General features: G+C 68.1%; 24 protein-coding genes. 13 read left to right on the top strand and 11 right to left on the bottom strand.

Annotation, left to right across the window (positions count from 1 at the left end; genetic code table 11):
- The first annotated feature begins 98 nt into the window (after positions 1 to 98).
- Entirely contained in the window at positions 99 to 854 is a 756-nt protein-coding gene (locus ABD648_RS08680) for an SDR family oxidoreductase (RefSeq protein WP_282214564.1), read from the top strand.
- Between the two features lie 61 nt (positions 855 to 915).
- Here the strand turns inward: ABD648_RS08680 and ABD648_RS08675 are convergent, their stop codons facing one another.
- The 3 genes from ABD648_RS08675 to ABD648_RS08665 are packed head-to-tail and all read right to left on the bottom strand — an operon-like array spanning position 916 to position 3,205.
- Positions 916 to 1,368 (bottom strand): hypothetical protein, encoded by a 453-nt coding sequence (locus ABD648_RS08675; protein WP_282214563.1) that lies wholly within the window; start codon positions 1,366 to 1,368, stop codon positions 916 to 918.
- A gap of 47 nt (positions 1,369 to 1,415) precedes the next feature.
- The gene (solA, locus tag ABD648_RS08670; protein ID WP_282214562.1) at positions 1,416 to 2,618 is read right to left on the bottom strand and encodes an N-methyl-L-tryptophan oxidase; all 1,203 of its coding nucleotides are present in this window, start codon (positions 2,616 to 2,618) and stop codon (positions 1,416 to 1,418) included.
- Positions 2,615 to 3,205, bottom strand: a complete 591-nt coding sequence (locus tag ABD648_RS08665) for a TetR/AcrR family transcriptional regulator (RefSeq protein ID WP_282214561.1) — start codon at positions 3,203 to 3,205, stop codon at positions 2,615 to 2,617. The genes solA and ABD648_RS08665 overlap by 4 nt, the downstream gene beginning before the upstream one ends.
- A 96-nt stretch (positions 3,206 to 3,301) precedes the next feature.
- Between ABD648_RS08665 and ABD648_RS08660 the strand changes: the two genes are divergently transcribed.
- The 3 genes from ABD648_RS08660 to ABD648_RS08650 are packed head-to-tail and all read left to right on the top strand — an operon-like array spanning position 3,302 to position 6,796.
- Positions 3,302 to 4,528, top strand: a complete 1,227-nt coding sequence (locus ABD648_RS08660) for a metal-dependent hydrolase family protein (protein ID WP_282214560.1) — start codon at positions 3,302 to 3,304, stop codon at positions 4,526 to 4,528.
- A gap of 5 nt (positions 4,529 to 4,533) precedes the next feature.
- Positions 4,534 to 5,424: an alpha/beta hydrolase gene (locus ABD648_RS08655; RefSeq protein ID WP_282217524.1), complete on the top strand. Its 891-nt coding sequence runs from the start codon at positions 4,534 to 4,536 to the stop codon at positions 5,422 to 5,424.
- Entirely contained in the window at positions 5,408 to 6,796 is a 1,389-nt protein-coding gene (locus tag ABD648_RS08650) for an FAD-binding oxidoreductase (RefSeq protein ID WP_425561701.1), read from the top strand. Before ABD648_RS08655 ends, ABD648_RS08650 begins: the two co-directional genes overlap by 17 nt.
- A 228-nt stretch (positions 6,797 to 7,024) precedes the next feature.
- Here ABD648_RS08650 and ABD648_RS08645 read toward each other — a convergent pair whose 3' ends face one another.
- Positions 7,025 to 7,408, bottom strand: coding sequence for a cupin domain-containing protein (locus ABD648_RS08645; RefSeq protein WP_282214558.1), 384 nt, complete (start codon positions 7,406 to 7,408; stop codon positions 7,025 to 7,027).
- Positions 7,409 to 7,453: 45 nt separating this feature from the next.
- A complete protein-coding gene (locus ABD648_RS08640) occupies positions 7,454 to 8,347 on the bottom strand; it encodes a helix-turn-helix transcriptional regulator (protein ID WP_282214557.1) in 894 nt (297 codons plus the stop codon).
- Between the two features lie 102 nt (positions 8,348 to 8,449).
- Between ABD648_RS08640 and ABD648_RS08635 the strand changes: the two genes are divergently transcribed.
- On the top strand, positions 8,450 to 9,706 hold the full coding sequence (locus ABD648_RS08635; protein ID WP_282214556.1) for a multidrug effflux MFS transporter: 1,257 nt from the start codon (positions 8,450 to 8,452) through the stop codon (positions 9,704 to 9,706).
- A 30-nt stretch (positions 9,707 to 9,736) separates the two neighbouring features.
- On the opposite strand, the gene ABD648_RS08630 is transcribed toward ABD648_RS08635, so the two are convergent.
- Genes ABD648_RS08630 through ABD648_RS08615 form a run of 4 tightly spaced genes read right to left on the bottom strand, consistent with a single transcriptional unit; the run spans position 9,737 to position 14,443 of the window.
- Positions 9,737 to 11,245 carry a glycoside hydrolase family 32 protein gene (locus ABD648_RS08630; protein ID WP_425561700.1) on the bottom strand — a complete coding sequence of 503 codons (1,509 nt, stop codon included), beginning with the start codon at positions 11,243 to 11,245 and terminating at the stop codon, positions 9,737 to 9,739.
- Positions 11,246 to 11,281: 36 nt separating this feature from the next.
- Positions 11,282 to 12,115 carry a carbohydrate ABC transporter permease gene (locus tag ABD648_RS08625; protein ID WP_282214555.1) on the bottom strand — a complete coding sequence of 278 codons (834 nt, stop codon included), beginning with the start codon at positions 12,113 to 12,115 and terminating at the stop codon, positions 11,282 to 11,284.
- 7 nt (positions 12,116 to 12,122) lie between these two features.
- A complete protein-coding gene (locus ABD648_RS08620; RefSeq protein WP_282214554.1) occupies positions 12,123 to 13,061 on the bottom strand; it encodes a carbohydrate ABC transporter permease in 939 nt (312 codons plus the stop codon).
- Complete coding sequence (locus tag ABD648_RS08615; protein ID WP_282214553.1) at positions 13,061 to 14,443, bottom strand: ABC transporter substrate-binding protein; 1,383 nt, start codon at positions 14,441 to 14,443, stop codon at positions 13,061 to 13,063. Before ABD648_RS08615 ends, ABD648_RS08620 begins: the two co-directional genes overlap by 1 nt.
- A gap of 198 nt (positions 14,444 to 14,641) precedes the next feature.
- Between ABD648_RS08615 and ABD648_RS08610 the strand changes: the two genes are divergently transcribed.
- From ABD648_RS08610 to ABD648_RS08600, 3 genes are all read left to right on the top strand, one after another.
- Positions 14,642 to 15,667 (top strand): LacI family DNA-binding transcriptional regulator, encoded by a 1,026-nt coding sequence (locus ABD648_RS08610; protein WP_282214552.1) that lies wholly within the window; start codon positions 14,642 to 14,644, stop codon positions 15,665 to 15,667.
- A gap of 81 nt (positions 15,668 to 15,748) precedes the next feature.
- A complete protein-coding gene (locus tag ABD648_RS08605) occupies positions 15,749 to 17,371 on the top strand; it encodes a sodium-dependent transporter (RefSeq protein WP_282214551.1) in 1,623 nt (540 codons plus the stop codon).
- Positions 17,368 to 17,502: a methionine/alanine import family NSS transporter small subunit gene (locus tag ABD648_RS08600; protein WP_282214550.1), complete on the top strand. Its 135-nt coding sequence runs from the start codon at positions 17,368 to 17,370 to the stop codon at positions 17,500 to 17,502. The genes ABD648_RS08605 and ABD648_RS08600 overlap by 4 nt, the downstream gene beginning before the upstream one ends.
- 39 nt (positions 17,503 to 17,541) lie before the next feature.
- Here the strand turns inward: ABD648_RS08600 and ABD648_RS08595 are convergent, their stop codons facing one another.
- Positions 17,542 to 19,851 carry a hypothetical protein gene (locus ABD648_RS08595; RefSeq protein WP_282214549.1) on the bottom strand — a complete coding sequence of 770 codons (2,310 nt, stop codon included), beginning with the start codon at positions 19,849 to 19,851 and terminating at the stop codon, positions 17,542 to 17,544.
- A 165-nt stretch (positions 19,852 to 20,016) separates the two neighbouring features.
- On the opposite strand from ABD648_RS08595, the gene ABD648_RS08590 reads away from it, so the two are divergent.
- From ABD648_RS08590 to ABD648_RS08570, 5 genes are read left to right on the top strand one after another with little or no spacing between them, the layout of a single operon-like run.
- Positions 20,017 to 21,057 carry a LacI family DNA-binding transcriptional regulator gene (locus tag ABD648_RS08590; protein ID WP_282214548.1) on the top strand — a complete coding sequence of 347 codons (1,041 nt, stop codon included), beginning with the start codon at positions 20,017 to 20,019 and terminating at the stop codon, positions 21,055 to 21,057.
- Positions 21,054 to 22,646 (top strand): FAD-dependent oxidoreductase, encoded by a 1,593-nt coding sequence (locus tag ABD648_RS08585; RefSeq protein WP_282214547.1) that lies wholly within the window; start codon positions 21,054 to 21,056, stop codon positions 22,644 to 22,646. The genes ABD648_RS08590 and ABD648_RS08585 overlap by 4 nt, the downstream gene beginning before the upstream one ends.
- Positions 22,647 to 22,660: 14 nt before the next feature.
- Positions 22,661 to 23,941, top strand: a complete 1,281-nt coding sequence (locus ABD648_RS08580) for an ABC transporter substrate-binding protein (RefSeq protein ID WP_282214546.1) — start codon at positions 22,661 to 22,663, stop codon at positions 23,939 to 23,941.
- 1 nt (position 23,942) lies between these two features.
- Positions 23,943 to 24,902 carry a carbohydrate ABC transporter permease gene (locus ABD648_RS08575; protein ID WP_282214545.1) on the top strand — a complete coding sequence of 320 codons (960 nt, stop codon included), beginning with the start codon at positions 23,943 to 23,945 and terminating at the stop codon, positions 24,900 to 24,902.
- Positions 24,892 to 25,761 carry a carbohydrate ABC transporter permease gene (locus ABD648_RS08570; RefSeq protein WP_282214544.1) on the top strand — a complete coding sequence of 290 codons (870 nt, stop codon included), beginning with the start codon at positions 24,892 to 24,894 and terminating at the stop codon, positions 25,759 to 25,761. Before ABD648_RS08575 ends, ABD648_RS08570 begins: the two co-directional genes overlap by 11 nt.
- A 42-nt stretch (positions 25,762 to 25,803) precedes the next feature.
- On the opposite strand, the gene ABD648_RS08565 is transcribed toward ABD648_RS08570, so the two are convergent.
- Positions 25,804 to 26,313 carry a MarR family winged helix-turn-helix transcriptional regulator gene (locus tag ABD648_RS08565; RefSeq protein WP_282214543.1) on the bottom strand — a complete coding sequence of 170 codons (510 nt, stop codon included), beginning with the start codon at positions 26,311 to 26,313 and terminating at the stop codon, positions 25,804 to 25,806.
- Between the last annotated feature and the right edge of the window lie 13 nt (positions 26,314 to 26,326).

The raw sequence follows: 26,326 nt of genomic DNA, 5'->3' as shown, positions 1-26,326 counted from the left end.
GGCCGATCGGGTCGAAGGCGCGCTGTCACATCGAGCGTCTCTCCCCGGTCCTATCTGATGGGCGCCGAGCGGCGCTCTTGAGAACGAAAGGCAGGGAAATGGCAAAGATCGTCGTCATCGGGGGCACGGGCCTCATCGGATCCAAGGTCGTCGCGAAACTGACGGAGCACGGCCACGAGGCCGTCGCGGCTTCGCCGAACACCGGTGTCAACTCCCTCACCGGAGAGGGCCTCGCCGAGGCATTGACCGGAGCGGATGTCGTCGTCGACGTCTCGAACTCGCCGTCGTTCGCACCGGACGACGTGCTCGAGTTCTTCACCACCTCGACGCGCAATCTGCTCCGCGCGGAGGCGGAGGCCGGCGTGAAGCATCACGTCGCGCTCACCATCGTCGGCACCGACCGCCCGCAGGCGATCCCGTACTTCGCTGCCAAGGTCGCTCAGGAGAAGCTGATCCGAGAATCGGGCATCGCGTACTCGCTCGTGCACGCCACCCAGTTCTTCGAGTTCATCGGAAGCATCGCCGACATCTCGACCGAAGGCACCGAAGTGCGGCTGCCCGGCGCACTCGTGCAGCCCATCGCCGCCGAGGACGTCGCCACGGCCGTGGCTCGCACCGCCGCCGGCGCCCCGAGCGGCGACGTCGAGATCGCGGGGCCGGAGGCCTTCGGCATGGACGAGTTCATCCGCAGGGGACTGACCTTCCGCAAGGATCCGCGCACCGTCGTGCGCGATGACAGCGCCCCCTACTACGGCGCTCAGATCGAGGAGCGCACTCTGGTACCTCTCGACGGGGCGCACATCTTCGAGACGCGCCTCGAGGAGTGGCTGCCGCTCAACCCGCCCCGCAAGTAGAGGAAGCGCCACCGGGCGGACGACGTGCAGGACACGCGTCTGCCCGGGCTGCGCTCTCGGGTCAGCGCGTGGCCAGGCCGACGAGCGCGGCGATGAGCCCCGCGCCCACGAGGATCACGATCGCGATGATGTGGACGACCTTGCCGACGACGAGCATCGGGAGGTCGGGCCCGTCGTAGGCGGCGGCGCTGAACATGAGGCCGCGGGCGGGGAAGCTCCAGCGGATGCGGAAGCCGATGCCCCGGAGCTGATGCGACGGGGCGGCGAAGGTCTGACCGCGCTGTTCCCGTGATGCCTTCCACGCCGCCTGCGCGGCGTACCACGCGATCACGAAGAAGGGCATCGCGAGGGACGCGGCCCAGGCGATGAGGGCGACGCCGATCAGGACGCCCATTCCGGCGCCGAGCTCGCGGATGAAGAACAGGCCGAGTGCGGCCAGCCCCACCGCTGCCGGGACGAGCACCACGCCCCATCCCCAGCCGGGATGCGCTTCACCGGTCTGCCGTCGATCCACGTGTCCTGCGTCTTGCCAAGTCATATATCGGCCCCCGGCTCACCACCCTAGACGGCGCTCACCGTCTCATCGCCGGTCCCGAGCCGGAAGAGAGGCACGAAGTCGGGGTCGACGATCGCGGGTCGCGTCAGGCTGAACGACGAGATGTCGTGCTCCGTGCGGCCGACCGTGAGCAGATCGGCGAGGATCCGCCCGACCAGGCTCGCGAACTTCCCCGCGTGCCCTGCGCCGTTGAACACGGCGACGTGAGGATGCCCCGGCACGGTGTCGAGCACGAAGTCTCGGTCGGCGGGCATGTCGTACACGCACGTCTTGCTCATCAGCAGCGGTCCGTCGGCACCCGGCAGGTGCGCACGGAGGAAGGCGCGGAGGACCTCCGGCTCGTCGTCGTCCGGGACGAACGAACGCTCCGAGGGAGAGATGAAGTGGCCGCGCATGTCGCGTGCGAGCTTGACCGCCGCTTCGCCGTACACCGGGAATCCGTAATGCACCTCGTCGCTGTGGTGGATCCAGATCGGGAATCTGTCCGGAGTGAAATCGGAGAGATTCTGCGAGGAGAAGTACCCCACCTGCTCCTGGCTCAGAGTGAGAGCGAACGACAGTCCGAGGTCGGGCATCAGGTCTCCGAGCCAGGATCCCGCGGCGACGACGAGCTGGCCTCCGTCGAACGATCCCTCCGACGTCGAGACGGTCACCCCGTCGGCGTCGATCCGCACGCCCGTCACGACGACACCGGAGCGGAACTCCACCCCGGCGGCCCTGGCCAGCGACACATGGGCCGACACGGAGCGGCGGATGTCGAGGATGCCGGCATCCGCCTGATGGATCCCGATCGTGTCGTCCGACACGTTCCACTGCGGATACTGGCCGCGGATGTCGTCGATCGTCAACTCGTCGTAGCGGATGCCGGCCGCATCCATCGCCCGTCGGTACTCGTCGATCTCCGCCGCGCCCGGGCTTTCCGCGACCGCGAGGTCGATGCCTCCGGTCTGCGTGTAGATCTTCAGACCGGAGCGCTCCTCGACGTGCGCCCACGCGGCGAACATCGCGGCGGTGAGCTTCGTGTAGTCGTCGCGGTGGTACGCCCGACGGATGATCCTCGAGTGGTCGCCGGACGAGCCGAGGGCGTGGCCGAGCTCGAACTGCTCCAGCACGAGCACGCGTTCTGCGCCCGCCTGCGTCAGCCAGTAGGCGGCAGCGGATCCGATGGCTCCGGCGCCGATGACGATGTGGGAGTATCCCTGGGTCATGTCGTTCCGTTCTTCCGATGATCCTCGAGGCGGGGCGTCGCGAACGATGCGATGAACCGCTCGGCCGCGGCATCCACCTCCTCGGAGGGGCTCAGCAGTCGTTGCAGCAGCAGGCCGCGTACGCACGCGATCGCGATGAGGCTCTGCTGCACGGCCTCCGCCTCGGGCCATCCTTCGCGTCGTGCCGCCGCCTGGAGAAGGCGGGTGAGGTCGTCGAGGTCGGCGACGAAACCGTCGAAGGCGCCGCGCTCGTACACCGCCAAGCCGATCAGGTGGAAGAAGGCGCGGGTCCGCTCCTCATGCCCGGTGTTGGCGTAGAAGCCCCAGATGGCGCGGAGCATGTCGACGAAGCCGAGGTCGTCGCCGGTCGCCGCGATGATGAGGTTGTCCCGACGACGCGCCTCCGAGAGGACGGCGCTCAGCAGAGCAGGGCGCGACCCGAAGTGGTACGTGAGGAGCGTGTGGTGCACGCCGAGGCGCTCGGCCACCTGGCGCATCGACAGGTTCGGGCTGGGCCCGGTCTCGCCGAATTCATCGAACAGCGCCTGCAGGAGGCGCGCCTTCCCTTCGCCGATCGATGCTCGCATGTTGCCTCCGTTGACACCTTCACCACTGTTGAGTACGTTAGCCTACAACGAATTCACCACTGTTGAGGACAGGGCTGTTCTCCGGAAAGAGGCTCCATGACCGAGATCTGGTTCGCCGGCGGCACCGTCGCGGATGGATCCGGCTCCGAGCCCTCCGCCGCGGATGTGTGCGTCGAGGACGGCGTCATCACCCGGATCGGAACCGCCCCGGCGGGGGCCGAGACCGTCGACCTCGACGGCATGCTGCTGACCCCCGGCCTGATCGACGCCCACGTGCACCTCGGACTCTCGAGTCCCATCCGGGCCCAGTTCGGGTTCCAGCTCTCCGCGGCCGAGATCGCCGCCGACATCTTCAGCACGGCCGGCCGCACCCTCGACGCCGGCTTCACCACGGTGCGCGACACCGGAGGCATCGACGGAGGGGTCGTCGACGTCATCGCGAAGGGCAAGGTCCGCGGCCCGCGCGTGCTGTCGTGCGGCCCCGTGCACTGTCAGACCGGCGGGCACGGCTACTACGGCGCCGAGTGGGAGCCGACCGAGCTCTGGGAGACGCATCACATCCCCGGTCTCGCCGCCCTGTCGCTCATGTCGGGCAACGCCGACGAGCTGCGGCGCAACGTCCGGGAGTCGTTCCGACGCGGAGCATCCTTCCTGAAACTGTGCGTGACGGGTGGGGTCGTCGGGGGTCATGATCGCCTCGAGGACACGCAGTTCACCGTGGCGGAGATCGCGGTCGCGGTCGAGGAGGCCACCGCGCGCGGCACCTACGTGACCGTGCACGCGCACAACAACGCCGGCATCCGCAACGCCGTGATGGCGGGCGTGCGGTGCGTGGAGCACGGCACCGACATCGACGAGCCGACCGCGCAGCTGATGCGCGAGCACGACGTGGCGCTCGTCCCCACCTTCGCGGTGATCGACCAGATCATGGACCCCGGGAGCCTCGACGTGGATCCCTCGACGCGCGAACGCATCGCCGGCGCCCGCCGCCGTATGGCCACCGCCCTCCGGATCTCTCGTGAGGCCGGCGTGCGGATCGGTCTCGGCTCCGACCTCCTCGGGGCGGGCCAGCACCGCCGCGGCGAGGAGCTGCGGTTGCGTGCCGAGCTGGAGTCGCCCATGCAGGCGCTCGTCTCGGCCACCAGCGTCAACGCCGACATCCTCGGCATCGGCGAGACAGTCGGGATGATCCGCGTGGGGATGGCGGCGGACCTCGTCGCCTGGAAGCGGAACCCGCTCGACGACGCCCGCATCTTCGCGGAACCGGACATGGTCGCCTTCGTCGTGAAGGCCGGCCGCATCATGAAGGGAGACACCCAGTGAGCGCGATGCTGAACGGCTGCTTGGCCGACACGGAGTACCTCGAGGTCACCGCACGGTCGGGGAATCGGTACGGGGTCTGGGTGACGACGCCCCCGGGCTACGCGGAGTCCGCGGACGCCCTGCCGCTGATCTATGTGGTGGACGGCAACTTCGCTGTCGGGCTGACCGCCCCGCTCATCGTCACCCAGGCCGATCCCTATCTCACCGTCGCCCCCTACATCCAGGTCAGCGTCGGGTACGCCGGCGAAGAGGCCGAGCAGTGGGCGCAGCTCCGCAACCGCGACCTCGTGCCTCCGGGAGAACCCGTCAGCGACGAGATGCGGAAGACGCTCGCGGCCGCCCGGGACTCCGGGGCGATGACCCAGGAGCACATGGACGCCTACCTCGCGCACCTGGTCGACACGCACGCGGACGTCTTCCTCTCCTTCCTGACCGAGGAGCTGCATCCGCTCCTGCAGTCCCGCCTGCGTGTCAGCGAATCCGGCCATGGCCTCTTCGGCTACTCCTACGGAGGCCTCTTCACCCTGTACGCGTGGTTGCGTCGGACGTCTCCGTTCGCGACGTTCGGCGCCGGCAGCCCCGGCGTCGCGGCCACCGACAGCCAGGTGTTCCCCTTGATCGCCGCCTTGCCGGACCACGGTTCCGCCGCCGCCCGTCGGCTGCATGTCACCCTGAACGAGGCCGAGCTGCTCGGGGACATTCCCATCTACCGCGAGATCGGTCGAAACCTCCTCACGGTCGTGGAGGAGCTGCACACCAAGGGGCGCGCGGGGGAGGTCACGAAGGCCCTCCTGCACGAGACCCATGTCACGGGCTTGCAGGCGTCGTTCCTGAGCTATCTGAAGACCTGCCACACGCGTTCGGGATCCGCCGCCGGCGATGACGACCGTGAGTGAGTCCGCGCTCCTCGGCGACCTCGCGGCGGTTCTCCCCGCCGACCGTCTCACGACGGACCCCGATGTGCTCGAGAGTTACGCGCACGACGACGCCGAATGGGCGGAGTGGTCGCTGCCCGCCGGCCTCGTGCGACCGCGCACTCCCGAAGAGGTGCAGCTCGTGGTCCAGGCGTGCCTGCGCCACGGCGCGGCCGTCGTCGCCCGTGGGGCGGGAACCGGCCTCTCGGGCGGCGCCAACGCCGTCGCCGGCTGCATCGTGATCTCGCTGGAGCGGATGAACGCCGTGCTCGAAGTCGACGAGCTCGAGCGGCTCGCCGTCGTGCAGCCGGGGGTCGTGAACGACGATCTCCGGGCGCGCGCCGCCCAGCACGGGCTCTGGTATCCGCCCGATCCGGCGAGCTCGCCCTGGTCGACCATCGGCGGCAACGTGGCGACGAACGCGGGCGGCGTCTGCTGCGTCAAGTACGGCGTCACGCGGGACTACGTGCTCGGGATGCAGATCGTGACTGGGACGGGGGAACTGGTCCGGCTCGGACGCCGCACGGCGAAAGGGGTCGCGGGGTACGACCTCACGGGTCTTCTCGTCGGCTCCGAGGGCACTCTCGGCATCGTGACGGAGGTCACGGTGCGGCTCCGGCCGATGCGCCCGGCCGAGCAGACGATCGCGGGGTACTTCGATTCGCTCACCGACGCGGGGAAGGCGGTGCGCGAGGTCGCGGCGGCCGGGCTCACGCCCTCGGCACTCGAGCTGATCGACCGCAACTGCCTGCGGGCCGTCGACGAGTGGAAGAACATGGGGCTCTCGGCCGATGCCGCCGTCGTCCTGCTCGGACGCGTGGACACACCCGGCGCGGCGGGAGACGAGGAGGCGGCGGCGCTGCTGTCGGCCTTCGAGCGCGGTGGCGCCACGTGGGCCGATCGGAGCACGGATGAGGCCGAGGGGGAGGCGCTCTTCGCCGCCCGGCGCCTGGCGTATCCGGCGCTCGAACGCCTCGGACCGGTGCTGACGGAGGACGTGTGCGTCCCGAAGGCGGCCGTCCCGGAGATGCTCAGCCGTATCGAAGCCATCGGGCTGGCGAACGACGTCCTGATCGCCAACATCGCGCATGCCGGTGACGGCAATCTCCATCCGCTCCTCGTCGTCCCGGCCGGGGACGATGAGGCTCGCGCTCGCGCAGAGAAGGCGTTCGCCGAGATCATCGACGATGCCCTCGCGCTCGGCGGCACGGTCACCGGAGAGCATGGCGTGGGCCTGCTCAAACGCGAGGGGCTCCGATCCGAGCTCTCACCGGCAGTCCTCGACATGCATCGAGCGGTCAAGGCGGCTCTCGACCCGGCCGGGATACTCAACCCCGGCAAGGTCATCGGTTGACCTCCGAACCACGAGGCGGGACGGACTCCCGGCTTCACGATCACGATCGGCCACGACATAGACACGCTCCGGCGCATCGAGTTCATCCGGATGTTCCCGCGCGGCGTCGAGTGGGCCGCGACGGGCGAGATCACGCTCAGCGGACCCGACCGCCGCGGCGACCGTCGCTTCCTGCCCTGGCCGTACTACAACGGCGAGGGCTGAGCGCCCGACCGCACTCCGCGCGTGTCAGCGGAAGTCGCCGACCTGGTCCTCGAGCGGCACGGTGCGTTCGGTGATGACGTCGCCGGTGTGCGTGGTGGTGACTGTCTCGATGAGGACGATCTCGACCTCCTCCTCGGCGATCGGGTTGTGCTGCACACCCCGCGGCACGACGTAGAACTGTCCGGGGGTGAGCACGACCTCCGCGTCGTCGGGGAGCTGGATACGGAGGCGGCCCGACACCACCAGGAACATCTCGTCCTCGGCGTCATGCGCGTGCCAGACCAGCTCGCCGAGCAGCCTGGCGACCTTGATGTACTGATCGTTCACTCGACCGACGACGCGCGGAGTCCAGTGAGCCTGGACCTGCAGAAGTTCGGCAGCGACGTCGATTCCGTGAAGAGCAGTCATACCACCAGTCTGGTGCCTCTCGCGGGTGACGAACCTGTCCGGGGGTCAGGATTCCGCCCTGAGCGTCGGCTCCGGTGGTGACGTGGCGGCGTCGGCGGCCCAGGACGCCAACAGCTTCAAACGCTCTGCCGACGGGGAGCCCGGTTCGGCGGAGTAGATCAGAAGGACCTGGCCGGGTTCTGCGGTGATCGCGAGTTCCTCGTACACGAGCGTCACCTCACCGACGACAGGGTGATGGAAGCGCTTCTTCCCGGATCCGTGGGAGCGGACGTTGTGCGCGGCCCACAGGGTGCGGAAGGTCTCGCTGCGGGTCGAGAGTTCGCCGACGAGATCCTGGATGCCTTTGTCATGAGGATCGCGGCCTGCCTCGGCGCGGATCACGGCGACGCACATGTCGGCGAAGCGGTCCCAATCGGGGTAGAAGTCGTGGGACACCGGGTCGAGGAACTGGAACCTCGCGAAGTTCGGCATCCGTCCACCGTCCCCGATGAGCGGGGAGTAGAACGCGCGTCCGAGGTCGTTGAAGGCGACCAGGTTCTGCCTCTGGTCCCGCACGACCGCGACCGCGTCGGTGATCGATGCCAGCGCCCATTCCAGACTGGCGCGAGGGGGTCCGGGTGTGGTGCTGCGACGGCGATGGCGGCCGGAGGAGGGGATGCCGTCGGCGTTGCGCGCGAGGTCGAGCAGGTGCGCGTGCTCCGCATCGTTCAGTTGCAGGGCACGGGAGACCGCGTCGAGCACGGCCCCGGAGGCACCGGATATCGCCCCACGCTCCAGCTTGGAGTAGTACTCCACACTGACCCCGGCGAGAGTCGCCACCTCGCTGCGCCGCAATCCCTCTACGCGACGGTTCGAACCCGCGGGGATGCCGGCGGCTTCCGGTGAGATCCGCGCGCGGCGGGTCATGAGGAACTCGCGCACCTCTTCTCGATTGTCCATACGCTTCAGGGTAGGTCGACGGAGCCGCGTCGGGGGGTTCTCTGTCAGTACACCCCTCGTCAGGGACTCCCGCTGAGACGCGTCCGCGCGAAGGATGGATGCATGCCTTCCCTCTCGCCGTCATCGCCGAGCCTCAGTCGACGCGTGCGGCCGTCCTTGCTTCTGCTGTTGACGGTGTTCGGTCCGATCTCGATGGATCTCTACCTTCCCGCCCTTCCGGCACTGACGGCGGAGCTCGGCGCCGTCACCTCAGTGGCGCAGCTGACGGTGACGGCGTGCCTGATCGGGCTCGCCGCGGGTCAGCTGATCGCGGGCCCACTGTCCGACCGGTTCGGGCGCCGCGGGATCCTTCTGATCGGGATCGCGGCGTACATCCTCACCTCTGTGCTGTGCGCGCTCAGCCCGTCGATCGAGCTGCTGATCCTCGCCCGCCTCGTGCAGGGTCTCGCCGGCGGTGTGGGAATCGTCATCGCCACCGCGGCCGGCCGCGACGTCTTCGAGGGCAAGGCCCTCATCCGCTTCTACGGCCGGCTCACCGTCATCGGGGGGTTCGCGGCCATCGTCGGGCCCCTCCTCGGAGGGCTGTTGAACACCTTCACCGATTGGCGGGGACTGTTCGTGTTCCTCGCCGTCATCGGTGCGGTGCTTCTCGTCATCACGCTCCTCGTGTTCGGGGAGACCCTGCCGGCGGACCAACGCACGCGCGGCGGATTCGGGGAGACCCTCCAGGCCTACCGCACCCTTCTCGGCGACCGCGTGTTCCTCGGCGCGGTCCTGAACCAGGGGTTCCTGTATGCGGCACTGTTCGCGTATCTCGCAGGATCCACGTTCGTCCTGCAGGACATCTACGGACTCAGCCCGCAGTGGTACGCCGCCGCGTTCGGACTCAACTCCGCCGGGCACATGATCTTCGGGTACCTCGCCGGGCGCACCGCCGAGCGGTGGAGCATCCCCGGCACGCTCGCGGCGGGAGTCGTCGTCACGGCACTGGGCGCAGTCGGACTCCTCGTCGCCGGACTGACGCCGATGCCGTTGTGGGTGGTCATCATCTCGCTGTTCGCCCTGTCCAGCGGTGTGGCGATCACCGCACCTCCCGCGACCACGCTCGCTCTCGCCGACTACCCGCAGATGGCCGGAACGGCATCGTCTCTGCTCGGCATGGTCCGATTCGGGTTCGGCGGGATCGCTGCTCCCTTCGTCGGCATCGCCGGAGCGCTCAGCATCCTGCCCCTCGGCATCACCACCGTCGTGACCGTCCTGCTCGCCGCGGCCGCCTGCCTCCTCCTGGTGCGCAAGCGCGCCACTCCCGCAGGCGCTTCGCGCTCGCGCTCTGCGTCGAACCCCACCCTCGTCGCCTGATCGGAACGGAGAAGATCGCCGTCGGCTGAGTCAGCCTTCGATATCCACCACATCGGCTCGCGCCCCGCTCAGCGCCCCACCGACGACGTCGAGGGAGTACGTGCGGGGGGATGCGGTGGGGATCAGTGCGGTGAGCACCTTCTCGCCGTCCTGTGCGAACAGTTCGATGGAAGAGACCCGCTCGTTCAGCGCATCGATCCAGACGTCCCATCCGATCTCGTCCGGCTGTGCGAGGAGCATCGACGGAGTCCCGGGGAAACCCGGGGGCATCCCCGCACCAGGACGATCGAGTTCGATGCGTCCGCTCGCACGGTCCTGACGGATCACGACTCCGTCGCCCGACGAAGACTCGATGCGCAGCTCGACGCTCTGCGCATCGCCGAACGCCGCCGCGAGGCGGATCCGCGCGGCCCCGGTCATCCCTTCGCCGAGCACAGCGCTGCCGGCCAGACGACCGAGCTCGATGCTCTCGCCGGGGTCGACCTCGATGACCGGCGTCTGCCGCAGTCGCTCGGCGCCGCCCTGGTCGCGGGTGAGCGAGAGCCGTCGAGGAAGCGTCATCGCGCTGCGATGCTCTTCGGATTCTTCGGCGGGGATGAGACCGGCGTACTCCCAGTTGTCCATCCAGGCGATGAGGGTCCGGTCATGTCGACCGAGACCGTCGAACGTGACGCCGGCGTAGCAGTCCGGTCCGAAATCGATCCAGCCGAACGCTTCCAGCTCCGCGCGAGACTGGCTCCCGTCCGTCAACGACTCGGGCCCGGGAGTCGCGAAGGGCGCGCTCGGGTGGAAGACCGTGCCGTCGAAGTCGCCCACGACGTAGTGCGTGCCGGAACCGCCGGCGATGCCTCCGGGGTTCAGGCTGATCAACAGCACCCATCGCACGTCGTCCTCGTCGCCGTCGACCGCGAGCGGGAACATGTCCGGGCACTCCCAGACACCGCCGACCGGTCCGGCCGGACCGTACGACGAGAGGAAGGTCCACGTCTTGAGGTCGTCGGACCGATGGAACAGCACCTGACGGTCCTGCGCCTCGACCGCGATCATCACCCAGAATCCGTCCCCGCCGTCGTCGTAGCGGAACACCTTCGGGTCGCGGAAATCGCTCGTGCCGCGGTCGAGGACGGGGTTGCCCTGGTACTTCGTCCAGACGTACCCGCCGTCGGTGCTGTACGCGAGAGCCTGGGCCTGGTGTCCTGGCGCCGCAGCCGTGTAGAGCGCGACCAGCGCCGGCTCCTGGTCCGTGCCGAATCCCGATGTGTTGCCGTGGTCCACCACGACGGAGCCGGAGAAGATCTGCGCCTCGTCATCCCAGAGGATCGCCGGATCGTGCTCGGTCCATCGCGTCAGGTCGGTACTCGTGGCATGGCCCCAACTGATGTTCGCGTGCGAGACCCCCTGCGGGTTGCACTGGAAGTACAGGTGGTAGAGCCCGTCGTGGAAGACGAGTCCGTTCGGATCGTTCATCCAGTTGTTCTGAGGGGAGAAGTGCATCCGCGGGCGAGTGATGCGGACCGGGGGAAGGTCAGTTGTTGTCACCGGTGCAGTCGTCTTTCTCTGTGATTCGGATGGGGGTCACTTGCCGACGCCCGCGGTGAGTCCTTCGCGCAGCGGCTTCTGCCCGAAGAAGAACACCAGGAGCGCGGGGATCATCGAGAGGATCACTCCGGCGAGCACCGTCGAGATACTGCCGGTGCCGAGGTTGCCCTGCAGCGTCACGAGACCGAGCGGCAACGTGAAGTTCTGATCGCTGATGGTCATGATCAGCGGCCGGAAGAACTCGTTCCAGTGATAGTTGAAGGCGAGGATGCCGACGATGGCGAGGCCAGGCGTCGCCAGCGGAAGGTACACGCCGAAGAACGTGCGCCATGGCCCTGCCCCGTCGAGCTGGGCGGCTTCGCCCAGTTCGGTCGGGACCCCCATGAAGTACTGCCGCATCAGGAACGTGCCGAACGCGGTCGGCAGCGCGGGCACGATCAGCGCCAGGAGCGTGTCGGCGAGTCCCATGCCCCTCACCAGCATGAACACGGGCACGATCGTGACCTGCAGCGGGACCATCATGGTCGCGAGGATCAGAGCGAACAGCAGCTTCTTGCTGCGGAACTCGAACTTGGCGAAGACATAGCCGGCCATCGCAGCGGAGAGCATCTGACCCGCGGCGATCAGCAGCACCACGAGAGCGCTGTTCCACGCGTAGAGCCAGATGGGGATCTTGGTGAAGACATCGGCGAACGCCCCGAACCCGACGCTGACCTCCTGGGTCACGCTGTCGGTGGGCGAGAGCGCCGTGACCAGGGTCCAGACGACGGGCCCGAGGGTGAGGAAGACCGCCAGTGCGAGGAGGGCGAACTTCCCACCCGTGCCGAGGCGCAGGAGCCAGGAACGCTTCGTCGTGATTGTCGTGGTCATGATGGCCTCACCCGTAGAAGACGAATCGGCGGCTCAACCGGAATTGGATGGCCGTGACGAGCATGATGAGCAGCGTGAGAACGATTCCGATGGCCGAAGCGCCGCCGAAGTCGAGCTGCCGGAAGGCGGATTCGTAGATCACCATCACCGCGGTGCGGGTCTCATCGCCGGGGCCTCCTCGGGTGAGCACCCACGGCTGGTCGAAGATCTGCAGAGCGTTGATGATCGCCATGACGGATGCCACGAGCAACGTGGGACTCACCAGGGGAAGTGTGATCATCCGGAACTGCGTCCACCCGGCTGCGCCGTCGAGGGAGGAGGCCTCGTAGACCTCCCGGGGGATCGCCGAGAGCCCCCCGATGAAGAGCAGGAAGGTGAACCCGAAGTTCTGCCACACGTAGACCAGCAGCACCACGACCTTCGCCCCGAATCCGGTCGTCAGCCACCCGACGTCGGCGATGCCGATCAGGTTGAGCGTCTGGTTCACGAGACCGAATTCCTGGTTGAACAGGTAGGCCATGATCAGGGAGACAGACGCGGCCGACAGGATCAGTGGGAAGAACAGCGACGACCGGAAGAAGGTGCGCAGCCATGCCGGCATCCTCGACTGGACGAGGATGGCGAGCACCAGCGCGACCGTGAGCTGAAGGGTCACGGCCACCACCACGAAGCCGATGGTGTTCAGGAACGACACGCGCACCGTCGGGTTCATCGCGAGGTCGACGAAGTTGTCGACGCCGACGAAGACGGGATCGGAGATGATGTCCCAGCGGAAGAACGCCAGGACGAACGATCCGACGATCGGAACGAGGTTGAACAGGCCGAGCCCGATGAGGGTGGGCGCCAGGAAGATCCATACGATGAGTCGCCCGGATCGGGCGGTAGTGCCGGTCTCACTCCGGGAGCCCCGAGGGACGGTGAGGGTGCGTGTGGTGCTCTCGGACATCATCGTCCTCCCAGTGCGATCTCGAGGTCTCGCTGCATGGTCTCGAGGCCGCGGCGCACGCCGGACGGACCGTTCGTGATGGTCGACACGACGTTCTTGAGCAGGGCGGACTCGACGGCAGCCTGCTGCGGCGGTGCCGGCATGGGGCCGGTGTCGGGGAACTTGTCGAGCGTGTCGTAGAAGACCTGCCAGTGGTCGGGGCCCACTCCGGCTCCGTACAGTTCGGCATTGAGCGAGCGACGGGGGAGTGACGAGTCGGGCTTCGGGTGGGCGATCGTCATGCCCTCGACGGACACGCAGTACTTGAGCCACTCCCACGCCTCGTCCTTGCGCGGCGAGGTCTCCATGATCGCGTAGCCTCCGGCGCCGAACTGGTGACGCTGACCCGCCATCCGTGGGAAGTACGTCACGTCGTAGGCATCGTTCGCCACGCCCGCTTCGTCGAGGCCCCGGACCCAGAATCCTCCGGCGGGGGTCATCCCGACCGATCCCGTCGAGAACAGGGAGACGAGCTCGTTCCCACCGCCCTGGGCGGGGTTCGCAGCGAGGCCCTCGGAGACCATGCTCTCGAGCACGGAGAAGCTCTCGACGGCGTGCTCGTTCAGTGCGTCCGCCTGCCGCCAGACGTATCCTCCGCTCCGTGCCGGCTGATCCGGGTAGAAGCGGTTCCAGAACCAGTCGCCGCCGCTCGCCTTCTCCTCCCGCAGGAAGCTGGTGTTGTTGACGTAGAGCCAGGGCACGACGCCGCCCCACAGTCGGTTGTTCCAGAAGTACGGCAGGAACTGACCGGGAGCGCTCTTCTTCATCGCACGGGCCGTCGCGAAGAAATCGTCCAGGGTCCAGTTGTCGGCGGGGCGTTCGAGCCCGGCGCGCTCCATGGCCTGCGTGCTGTAGAAGACGTTCGCCGCATTGAAGTTGTCGGGCAGCTGGAACAGGCTGCCCTGATACATGAACGCCTCGATGAGAGTCGGGTTGACGTCGTCGAAGTACTCCTGCATCTCCGCGGCGTCCCGGCGCACGAGATCGTCGAGCGGGTGCGCCAGCCGTGATGCGAAGAGCTGGGCGCCCTCGGTCGCCACCGTGACGACATCCGGGGGTGTGCCCGCCGCGATCATCGTCAGGATCTTCGCGAAGTACTCGCTCCAGTCCTGTCCCTGAATGGCGACGATGCGCACTTCGATGCCGGGATGCTTGCGCTGGAACCCGTCCACCAGCGACTGACGAGCCACGGCATCCTGCGCGGTGCCGAAGAGAGCGACTGTCAGGACATCCTGTCCGCGCCCGGGGATGTCGGCGCCGGTGAGCCGCGGCCACGAAACCACGGTGCCGACGATCCCCAGTCCGATCGCGCCGAACAGGGCTCTGCGAGTGAGATCAACCACGATGTTCTCTCCTGTTTTTCTTGACTCCGCGGGCGGAGGAACGATGCCCGACCCGCAAAGCTAAATTGATTCAGCATCGCCGAGGCTAGCATCGTGGAATCGAACCTGCAACGATTTTGCTGAATCAATTCATCACCACTGGTTCCGCGGCAGAGCCGCCACTGCCTAAGCTGGGACTGTCGCGACGGGAGGAAGCCCATGCCGAAGAACGTGGATCGCAGGCCGACGCTCGCCGATGTGGCCACGCTCTCCGGCATGTCGAAGGCCGCCGTCAGCATGATCCTGAACGATCGACCGGGCTCGCGCCTCTCCGTCGATGCCGCGCGACGGGTCAGGGCCGCCGCAGAGGAACTCGGCTACCGGCCGAACCCGGCGGCGCAGAGCCTTCGACTCGGGAAGACGAAGACGCTCGGCTTCATCTCCGATCAGATCACCGTGACCCGCTACGCCTCCGAGATGATCCGCGGCCTGCTCTCGGCGGCGAAGGAGCACGGCCATACTGTGCTCATTGCCGAGACGGAGGGCGACGACGCGACCATCTCCGACGAGATCCAGGCGATGATCGACCGCCGCGTCGACGGCATCCTGATCGGACTCCTCGGCGCCCGCATGATCGAGGTTCCGCAGACGCCGCACGACGTCCCGGTCGTGATCGTGAACGGGACGTCGACCACCGGGCACCCCTCCGTGCTGCCGGACGAGCGCACAGCCGGGCACGCGATGGCGCATCTGCTCACCGAAGCCGGGCACCGCCGCGTCGGGGTGATCGGCAACAATCCCCGCGCAGTCTCGTCTCCACGGCACTCGGTCACGATCGGGCCGCGCTTCGACGGGATCCGCGCCGCCTTCGCCGAGGCGGGCGTTCAGCCGTTCATCGTCGACGTTCCGGAATGGAACCCCGATATCGGATACACCCGCACCCTGGAGATGCTCGACGCCCATCCCGATCTCACGGCGATCCTGGCCGGCAACGACGGCGTGGCGTTCGGCACGTACCAGGCGATCGCGGAGCGCGGACTGAAGGTCCCGGACGACATCTCCGTCGCGTCGTTCGATGACGAGGAGCTGGCGAGCTTCCAGCGGCCGGGCCTGACGACCGCGCGGCTCCCCTACGACGTGATGGGGCGCACTGCCGTCGAAATGCTGCTCGGAGAGCTCCCCCTGGGCGCGGTGCTGATTCCCATGCCGGTCGTCACGCGGTCGTCGATACGCGACCTGGACTGACGGCGAACGGCACGGTCCCGCCGACCACGAGCCGCCGCGGGAGGACGGTGAGATGAACTCCCATCCGGTATTCTCGCCCGCATGGCAACGGCAACGACGCAGTCCCCGAAACGCGAGGCCTTCGGGTCGCGGAACGTCTTCATCCTCTCGGCGATCGGTTCCGCCGTCGGGCTCGGAAACATCTGGCGCTTTCCCTACGTCGCGTATGAGGGCGGCGGCGGCGCGTTCCTCATCCCGTATCTGTGCGCACTGTTGACCGCCGGGATCCCACTGCTCTTCTTCGACTACGCGATCGGCCACCGCTTCCGCGGGTCGGCGCCGCTCGCGTTCCGTCGCATGCATCGCGCGGCCGAGCCTCTGGGCTGGTGGCAGGTGCTCATCTGCGTCGTGATCGCCGTGTACTACGCCGTCATCGTCGCCTGGGCCGCGATGTACACCTGGTTCTCGGCGCAGCTCACGTGGGGAGCAGGCAACGAGGAGAGCTTCTTCTTCGTCGACTTCCTCAAGTCGGCTGATGTCGCCGAGGTCGGCGTCTCCACCGACTTCGTTCCCGGCGTCGGCATTCCGCTGATCGGCGTGTGGGTGGTCGTGATCGGCATCATGGCGCTCGGCGTGAAGCGAGGCATCGGCAAGGCGAACATGATCCTGATGCCGCTGCTCACGCTCATGTTCGCGGTCCTCGTCGTGCAGGCGCTGTTTCTCCCCGGTGCGATGGACGGCCTCAACGCCTTCTTCACCCCGAACTGGGAGGCGCTCGCCGACCCGGGAGTCTGGGCGTCGGCGTACGGGCACATCTTCTTCTCGCTGTCGGTCGCCTTCGGCATCATGGTCACGTACTCCTCGTACCTCAAGCGCAAGACCGACCTCACCGGCTCCGGGCTGGTCGTCGCCTTCGCGAACTCGGGCTTCGAGATCCTCGCGGGCATCGGCGTCTTCGCCGCCCTCGGATTCATGGCGCAGGCGCAGGGCACGGATGTGGCGGGCGTCGCCACCTCCGGAATCGGTCTCGCGTTCGTCGCCTTCCCGACGATCGTGTCGCAGGCCGCCGGCGGCTCGATCATCGGCGTGCTCTTCTTCGGCGCCTTGGTCTTCGCAGGGATCACATCGCTCATCTCGATCCTCGAGGTGATCGTGGCAGCACTTCAGGACAAGCTGGGCTGGAGCCGCATCCGCACCACGCTCACGGTCTCGATCCCGCTCGCCGTCATCTCGATGGCACTGTTCTCGACCACGACGGCGCTCTCCGTGCTCGATACGGCGGATGCGTTCGTCAACGCGTTCGGGATCATGGCGGTCGCGCTCGTCGCGGTCGTCGTCGTGGCCTGGGTGCTGCACAAGCTCCCGGCGCTGCAGGAGCACCTCAACCGGCGCTCCAGCTTCACGGTCGGCATGATCTGGAAGATCGCGATCGGCGCGCTCGCCCCGATCGTGCTCGGCTACCTGCTGGTCACCGAGCTCATCTCGAAGATCTCCGAGCCCTACAGCGGCTACCCGGCCTGGTTCCTGGCCGTGTTCGGCTGGGGCATGGTGATCGCCCTCGTGATCTTGGCGTTCCTGTTGTCGCTCCTGCCGTGGAGCGGGCGCTCCCATGCCAAGGATGACCCGGAGTACGACGACTTCCTCGTCGACGAACACTACGACCCCGATCCCGAGACGGGTGCCGTGCATATCCAGAAGACCGACGAGAAGGGAGCGGTCGCATGACAACGACAGCCATCGTCTTCATGATCATCGCCATGGTCACGGTATGGGGAGGACTCGTCGCCGGAATCGTGAATCTCGCCCGGCATCCCGAGCAAGCCGACGACGAGCCCCCGGTGCCCGTCGAGCTCTGATTCGTCGGCCCGGCCCGGCTCGGCCCGGCCCGGCTCTGATCAGTCGACCGCCAGGTCGAGCCCGTAGAACACCCGCGGCGCGCCGTCGATCACGACGTCGACCGTGCCGGAGGCGACCGCGAGGTCGGACCGCTGTCCGATCGCATCGAGCTGGTACGCGGTGCCGCCGGATGCCGGCAGCGTGAGGGTCGTCTTCGTCGGCCAGGGGTCGACCCAGACCTCGGGCGCGGCGAAGTGCCAGTCGGCGGGATCGTGATCCGTGTTGAGGAGGTAGCCGTCGGCGCGGCTCCACAGTACGGCGGCATGCCCGAGGGGCGTGTCGAACAGCAGGCCCTTGGCGTTCACGACGCCGAGGTCGAGCTTCCCGAGGAAGGTCGCCCCGTCGAGCGTCTTCGCGGCGTGCGCATAGGCCAGGAGCGACGGCTTCGCGCTGAGGTCACGGTTCATGAGGCCGTAGTGGTACTCGACGTTCTCGGGGTCGGCGACCTGAGGATTTCCCAGCACGCTGTCGTGGAACTGGTACCAGCACACGTGGCGGATGCCTTCGGCCTTCGCGAGCGCGAGTGTGAGGAACACGTTCTCGGCGGCGTGCCGATAGGTGTCGTTCCACCAGCCGTTCGGCCGTGTGCACGCATACGCCTCGGTGAGCCAGATCTCCTTCTCGCCGTGCACGTCCATCAGCGCCTTCAGCTGCTTCAGGCCGCCGGCGAAGTTCCAGTAAGTGCCGTTGCTCGACTCCTCCCAGTCATCGCCGTCCGGGATGTAATCGGGGGTGAAGTTGCCGCGGCCGGGGTGGTAGGCGAAGGCGTCGATGAGGTCCCAGCCGCCCCCGGCGATGAAGTTCTCCACCCAGGGCTTGTCCATCCCCGCGAGGCCGTTGTTCATGATCTTGATCGATGAGCCGGTCGCCGCGACCCGATCGACGACGGGGCGGAGCGCCTTGTCGATGTAGGCCTGCGCGGCGTCACCCGTGTTGAAGGGCCGGTTCAACTCGTTGCCGATCTCGAAGTACTCGGCACCGGCGGCGATCGCCGTGGTCACATTGGCGACCGCCCAGTCCGCGGCGGCCGCGTCGGTGACCTCCAGCGAGGGCTGCAGCTCGATGTTGTGGAGCATGCTCCGTGCGTCGAAGTCCGCCGGCGGCAGACCGGGGCCTCCGGCGTAGGAGATCCGCACGCGGCTGACCCCGACGCGCTGCCAGAGGTCGAGGACGGCGGGAGCGGAGGGTCGCAGCAGCCAGGGATAGTTCGCCATCCCGAACATGCTCGCCACGCTCGGATCGAGACTGCGCGGAGGGAGCGCGGCGATGTTGGTGCGGGCGAACGCGGCATCCGTCCCCGCGCTCGCCGTCACCTCCGCCAGCGAGATCCCCTGCGCGGGAACGGTGAGCGTGAACGTGTGCTCCGCCGTGCCGGCGGCGCTTACCGGCACGGTCACCGTGCTGGTGGCGAGCTCGGTGCCGTCGAAGTCGCGCACCCACCAGGACAGCTGCACGTTCTTGGCCGTGGACCCGCCGTTGGCGACGAGGGCCGTCAACGATGCGGTCTGGCCGCCTTCCCAGATGTTGAACGGCTGATCGGTGCGCAGTTCGATGCCGAGCTCATCGCCGCGGCCGATCGTCGCCGTCGCGGACGGGCGGGTCTCGCTGAAGAAGAAGTCGGCCTGGCTCAGATACCCGCCTCCGGTCAGCGCGGTGCCGGGGGAGTGCACCCAGGTCGTGTTGGTCCACGCCTGGCGCGAGCGCTCCAGGAGGAACATGCCGTGCAGGGCGCCCCAGGTGGAGACGTGGGCGATGCCGGCCGTGTCCTCGTACGGGATGCCGCCACGGTCGTCGCGCACCCATTCGGTGACCGCGACGAAGTCGTCCGGCGCCGTCGAGGCGAGGATCGCGCGGCTGAAGAGGAAGCCGTCCGGGACGAGCGTCGCGTCGCCCTGCACCTCCCATTCGAGGTGGGCATGGTTGGTCGACAGGGTGATCAGTCCGACGACGGTCGTCGGTCCGGCCGCGGCGTCGAACGTGTAGTCCATGCGGATCGCCGGGGCGCCGTCGGGGGCGGTGACCAGGCTCGGGGTGCCTCCGACGGAGACATGGATGCCGCTGAGCCGATCCTTCACCTGGAACTTCGAGCCCTGTGTGCGGATGACGCCGCTCGCGTCGCGGATCGCGATGCGACCGCCGACGCTCGCCAGCACGCTGATGCCGGTCGCGGACAGCGTGACGTCGCCGGCGGCCGCGTGAGCCGTCACAGGACTCGCCTCCGCGACGAGCACGACGCCCGCGACGATCGTGGCCTTGAGGAAGCCGCGGCGGCTGAGGCCGGGCGTGCGGGGGTCTGGTGCTGACGTCATCGTCACTCCTGCTGTCGGTGGGGGAGGAATCTGCTCATGCGTATCAGCAGATTCGGTTTCCTCATCCTGAGGAGTGCCTCCGAGCGTTGTCAAGAGAATTTGCAAAAGTTGCAGATACGTATTAGCGTCCTGCAAATACGAATTATCACTCGGTCAGGAGTCAGGATGGCATCGAAGCCACGCAAGGTGACGCAACGCGAGATCGCGGAGATCGCCGGGGTGAGTCAGAGCACCGTGTCGATGGTGCTCAACGACCGCGACGGAGCGAGCGTCCGCATCCCCGAGGCGACCCGTGCGCGGGTCAGGCAGGCGATCGAGCAGTCCACGTACGTCGCCGATCCCGCGGCCCGCCGACTCGCCGGTCTCGACAACCAGATCATCGGCGTCTTCACCTACGAGGCGGCGCTCTCCCCGGAGAGCATGGACTTCTACGGGCCGCTCCTCAACGGCATCGAACGTGCGGCGGAGCGCGTCGGCTGCGACCTCCTGTTCTTCACGAGCTCTCCGGTCGAGGACGGCTCGCGGCGGCTGTTCCACAAGAACACCCGCCTGCGGCTGGCCGACGGCTGCATCCTGCTGGGACAGCGGATGGACGGCGACGACCTGGCCCGCCTCGTCGATGAGCAGTTCCCCTTCGTCGCGGTCGGTCGACGCGACGAGACAGCGGCCAAGGTGCCCTACGTCGGACTCGACTACGTCACCCCGACCACCGCGCTGATCGAGCGTGCGGCGCAGCTCGGGCACGAGCGCGCCGTGTACGTGCACCACGACCTCACGAGCCCGGCGGCGGACGACCGCATGGCAGCCGTCCGTGCGGCGGATGCCGCGGGGGTGCTGCAGTTCGACTACCTCCGCGAGGCCGATCTCGCGGCCGTCGTCGACGCCGTCGGCGCGGCGACCGTCGTGTTCGCGGAGGACTCGTTCCTCGCGGAAGACGTGATCCACACGCTGTCGAAGTCGGGCATCAGTGCTCCCGGCGACCTCTCTGTCGCGTCCCTCGCCGAGGTGCGCGGACACCGGGTCGGCGACCGCGCGCTCACCGGGTTCCATGTTCCGCGCGAGCAGGTCGCGGTCGAAGCCCTCGCCCTGCTGCAGCAGCTCGTCTCGAGCTCGGCGGAGGAGGACTGGCCCCAGCTCGACACGCAGCGCCTGCTGAGTGCCGAGGTCGAGTTCGGCGCCACCCTCGTCGAACGGCGCGCGCAGTGAATCTCACCACCGACGTCGCCGTCATCGGCGGCGGACTCGGCGGCGTCGCCGCCGCCCTCGCCGTGCTCGAGCGCGGCCATCGCGTCGTGCTCACCGAGGAGTACGCCTGGCTCGGCGGACAGCTCACCTCGCAGGCCGTGCCGCCCGACGAGCACATCTGGGTCGAGCAGTTCGGCGTGACCGCTCGCTACCGCGCCCTGCGCGACGGCATCCGCCGCTACTACCGCGACCACTACCCTCTCTCCGAGGAGGCGCGCGCCGACCAAACGCTGAATCCGGGGCGCGGGCGCGTGAGCCGCCTCTGCCACGAACCCCGGGTGGCGGTCGCGGTCATCGAGCAACTGCTGGCGCCGTACCGGTCCAACGGGCAGCTCGTCGTCCTGCAGCCGGCCAAGCCGGTCGCGGCGTCAGTCGTCGACGACGTGGTGCGCTCGGTCACCGTCGAGCACGGGCGCACCGGCATCCGCACCGTCATCGAGGCGTCGTTCGTGCTGGATGCCACCGAGACCGGAGACCTGCTGCCGCTGACCGGAACCGCGTACGTCGTCGGCGCCGAGGCCCGCTCCGAGACGGGCGAGCCGAGCGCGGCCGCGGTGGCCGATCCCGAGAACGTGCAGTCGATCGCCTGGTGCTTCGTCTTCGACCACGTCGACGGCGACCACACGATCCCGCGTCCCGTCGACTACGACGAATGGAAGCAGCTCGAACTGCCCTTCTGGGGTGCGCCGATGCTGTCGTTCACCGCGCCGAACCCGCGCACTCTGGAGCCGGAGGAGCGCACGCTCGACGTCAACCCCGCCCTCGATCGCTCCGGCGACCCGCGCGTCGACGCCGGCGACACCGATCTGTGGCAGTTCCGTCGGATCGCTGCGCGGCAGACCTTCCGCGAGGGCTTCGCCCCGAGCGACATCGTGCTGGCGAACTGGCCGCAGCTCGACTACGTCGGCGGGTCCATCATCGACAGCACCGACCGCGAGTCCCACCTCGCCGCGGCCAAGGCCCAGTCGCTGGCCTACTTCCACTGGCTGCAGACCGAGGCGCCGCGCCCCGACGGCGGATACGGCTGGCCCGGGCTCCGACTGCGCGGTGATGTCATCGGCAGCGACGACGGTTTCGCCCAGGCGCCGTACATCCGCGAGTCCCGCCGCATCCGAGCGCTGCGGACCGTGGTCGAGCAGGACATCTCCGTCGCCCACCGCGGACACGGGGGACCGGCGACCTTCGACGACACGGTCGGGGTGGGCATGTACCGCATCGATCTGCACCCGTCGACGGGCGGCGACAACTACATCGACGTCGAGTGCGCTCCGTTCGAGATCCCGCTCGGCGCGCTCATCCCCGTGCGGACGAAGAACCTGCTCGCCGCGGCGAAGAACATCGGCACCACTCACATCACCAACGGCGCGTACCGTCTGCACCCCGTCGAATGGAACATCGGCGAATCGGCCGGCGAGCTCGCCGGCTTCTGCCTCGAGCAGGGACACCGCCCCCACGACGTCGCGGCCGAGGCTGCGCTCACCGCACAGCTCCAGTCCCGCCTCGGCGAGGTCGGCGTGGAGATCCACTGGCCCGAGATCATCGGCTACTAGAAGAAGGAAACGACATGAACACAGCAAAGAAGCTGTTCGGCGCCGCGGCGCTGACGGTATCGATCGGTCTCGTGACCGCGGGCTGCGCGGCTGCTGCGCCGGAACCCGTCGAGACCGAGGCCGCACCCGGCAGCGTCGATCTGCGGATGAGCGTGTGGACCTCGAACGAGGACCAGCTCGCGCTGTTCGACTCGATCGCCGACGCCTACAAGGCCGATCACCCGGAGATCGGGTCGATCACCTTCGAGAGCCTTCCGTTCGCCGACTACAACACGACGCTCACCACGCAGATCGCCGGCGGCAACGCCCCCGACCTCGCGTGGATGGGAGACCTGTCGAAGGACCTCATCGCGGCGGATGCCCTCGTCCCGCTCACCGACGAGCTCGAGGCGACGAAGGGCTGGGACTACGACGACCTCCTGGGCAGCGTCACCGCGGAGTTCTCCGTCGATGACGAGCTCTACGCATACCCGTTCTCGAACTCGCCCTTCGCGCTGTACGTCAACACCGACCTCCTGACGCTGGCGGGCCAGACGCTCCCCGCGGAGGATCCGACGTGGGAGGACATCTCGACGATCGGCGCCGCGGTCAACGCCGCCACCGGCAAGGCCGGCTTCGTCATCCGCGACTTCGACTACTCGTCGTGGAACACCCTCGCCACGGTCTGGACGGGCTGGGGAGCCTCGGCATGGTCCGACGACGGCGCGACCTGCACCTTCGACAGCCCGGAGATGGTCGACGCGTTCCAGTTCCTCCACGACGCCGCCTTCGTCGACAAGTCCATGCCGGGGCCGGGGGTGGCCGCCGACTTCTTCGCCGGCGACGCCGCCTTCACCGTCGCGCAGGTGTCGCGCGCGTCGCTGCTCGACGGGACCTTCGCCTACGACGTCATCCCGCTGCCCGCTGGGCCCGAGGGCGACTACTCGGTGATCGGCCAGGCCGGTGTCGGCGTGCTCTCCTCGAGCGCGCACACCCAGGAGGCCACCGACTTCCTCGCCTTCCTGACCGACCCGGAGAACGCCGCGCTGCTGGCCCAGTACTTCCCGCCGCCCCGTGCGTCGCTGCTCACGGGCGAGAAGCTCGCCGAGAACAACGCCAAGCTCACGGCGGAGCAGCTCCAGGCTGTCGTCGTCGACCAGGTGCCCGACTCCGTGACGCTGCCCAACCACACCAACCCGGCGGAGATCGCGCAGAAGGGCAAGGCGGCCTTCGATGCGATGTGGGTCGCGGATGCCGACGTCGAGGCCGTGCTCGGAGAGGTGTGCGAGGCGATCCAGCCCGTGCTCGCGAACTGAGATGACCGTCACCATCGTGGAAACCCGGGAGGCGCCCGCCGGCGCCTCCCGGCCCCCCGCCGCACCGTCCAGACGACGGTTCTGGTCGGCGTCGCGCCGCGACCAGCTCGCGGGCTACCTGTTCATCACGCCGCAGCTCATCGGCGTCGTGCTGTTCGTGCTCGTGCCCGTCGGACTCGCCGTCTGGTACAGCCTCAACGACTGGAACATCTTCAGCGGCCGCCTCGAGTTCGTGGGCGGCGACAACTACGCCGACCTGCTGACCGACCCCCAGCTGCCGTCCGTCCTGCTCGCGACGGTGGTCTTCTCCGGCGGCATCGTCGTCCTGAACATCGCTCTCGGCCTGGGACTCGCCGTGATGCTCAACCGCCGATTCCGCGGTGTGACCTTCTTCCGCACGCTGTTCTTCTCGCCGGTCGTCGTGTCGGTCGTCGCCTGGACGCTGGTCTGGGGATTCCTCCTGCAGGACAACGGCGGCATCAACGGCGCCCTCTCCGTCATCGGCATCGACGGCCCGAACTGGCTGCAGAGCGGCGACACGGCCATGATCGCCGTGATCGTCTCGCAGGTGGTCCGCAGCGTGGGGATCAACATGGTGCTGTTCCTCTCCGCCCTCCAGGGGGTGCCGAGCGAGCTGCACGAGGCCGCCCGCATCGACGGGGCAGGCAGCGCCACCATCTTCTTCCGCATCACGCTCCCGCTCATCTCGCCGACGGTGCTGCTCACCGCGATCATCACGATCGTCGGGGCGCTGCAGGCCTTCGCGCAGATCGCCGTCCTCACCGGCGGTGGGCCGGGTCTCTCCACGACCGTCCTGGTCTACTACGTCTTCCAGCAGGCATTCGAGTTCAACAACATCGGCTACGGGTCGACTCTCGCGCTCATGCTGCTGACGTTCGTGATGCTGCTGACGCTCCTGCAGTGGCAGCTCCGCAAGAAGTGGGTGTTCTATGAAGACTGATCTCGTCTCCCACGGACAGCGCCGAGCCGGCCACGTCCTGCGCCGCGTCATCCTCATCGTCGCGCTGTCGGTGCTCGCCATCCCCTTCGTCGTCCCGACCGTGTGGATGATCGCCTCGTCGCTCAAGCCGTTGAACGAGATCTTCCAATCTCCGCCGACGATCTTCACGGACTCCCCGACGCTCGCCGCCTATGCGGAGGCGTTCACGTTCCAGCCGTTCGCGCGTCAGTACTTCAACAGCGTCTACATCGCCGTCGTGGTCACGCTCGTGACGATGCTGGTCGCGAGCCTGGCCGGATACGCGTTCGCACGGATCCCCTTCCGCGGGCGCAACGTGCTGTTCTTCGTCGTGCTCATCGGCCTGCTCGTGCCGAGCGAGGTGACCATCGTCCCGCTGTTCCAGATGTTCACGCAGGCGGGGCTGGTGAACACGCACTGGCCGCTCATCCTGGTCACGGCGCTCGCCGCGCCCTGCGTGCTGGCGACCTTCGTCATGCGTCAGTTCTTCATCGCGCTCCCCGGCGAGCTCGAAGAGGCGGCGCGCCTGGACGGCCTCGGCCGGGTCGGCATCTGGTGGCGGATCAGCATGCCGCTCGCCAAGCCGGCGCTGTCGGCGGTCGCCATCCTCACGTTCCTCGCCTCGTGGAACCTGTACCTCGAGCCGACCGTGTACCTCACCTCGCCCGAGCTCTTCACCCTGCCGCAGGCGCTCACCCGCTACGCCGACGCGTACGGCGGCGAGATGTGGAACACGCAGCTCGCCGCCGCCACCATGACGGTCGTGCCGATGCTCATCGTGTTCATCATCGCGCAGAAGCAGTTCGTCGAGGGTCTCGCGCACTCCGGCCTGAAGGGATGAGCGAGACCGTCGACGCCGAGGTGGCGACGTGGTGAGGCCGGGTCAGCGCGGCGCCGACAGCGCGGGCGAACGCGACGCGAGCTCGAGCATGGCCTGACGAGCGAACCGTCCGAGGAGGCGCTGCAGCTGCGAGACATCCTCGGCGCTCCAGCCTTCGGTGACCGCGCGGTAGTGCCGGTCCGCGTTGGCGACGATGCGCTCGCCGATCTCGCGCCCCTCGGGGGTCAAGGCGATGAGGATGCTGCGCTCGTCGGTCTCCGAGGCGATGCGGGTGACGAGACCCGCGTCTTCGAGTCGCCGCACGATCTTGCTCATGTTGGCCCTGCCGGTGCCGAGGGTGGAGGCGAGATCGGTGGGGCGCAGGGCGCCGCGGTAGGTGAGCTGGTTGACGACCAGGAACATGGGCATGTCGTCGAGGGGGAATCGGATGCGCTGCATCGTCTCCTCCCGCACCTCGCGGCTGTCCGCCCAGTGGATGATCGAGGCGACGGTCAGCCGCAGATCGAGCGGGTCCTGGTCGAAGACCGGGGAGATGTCGGCCCTCGACGTCATCTTTCCTTCTCCT

This window comes from Microbacterium luteolum, assembly GCF_039533965.1.
Classification (GTDB): domain Bacteria; phylum Actinomycetota; class Actinomycetes; order Actinomycetales; family Microbacteriaceae; genus Microbacterium; species Microbacterium luteolum.
This window is presented reverse-complemented; position numbering and strand designations above follow the sequence as displayed.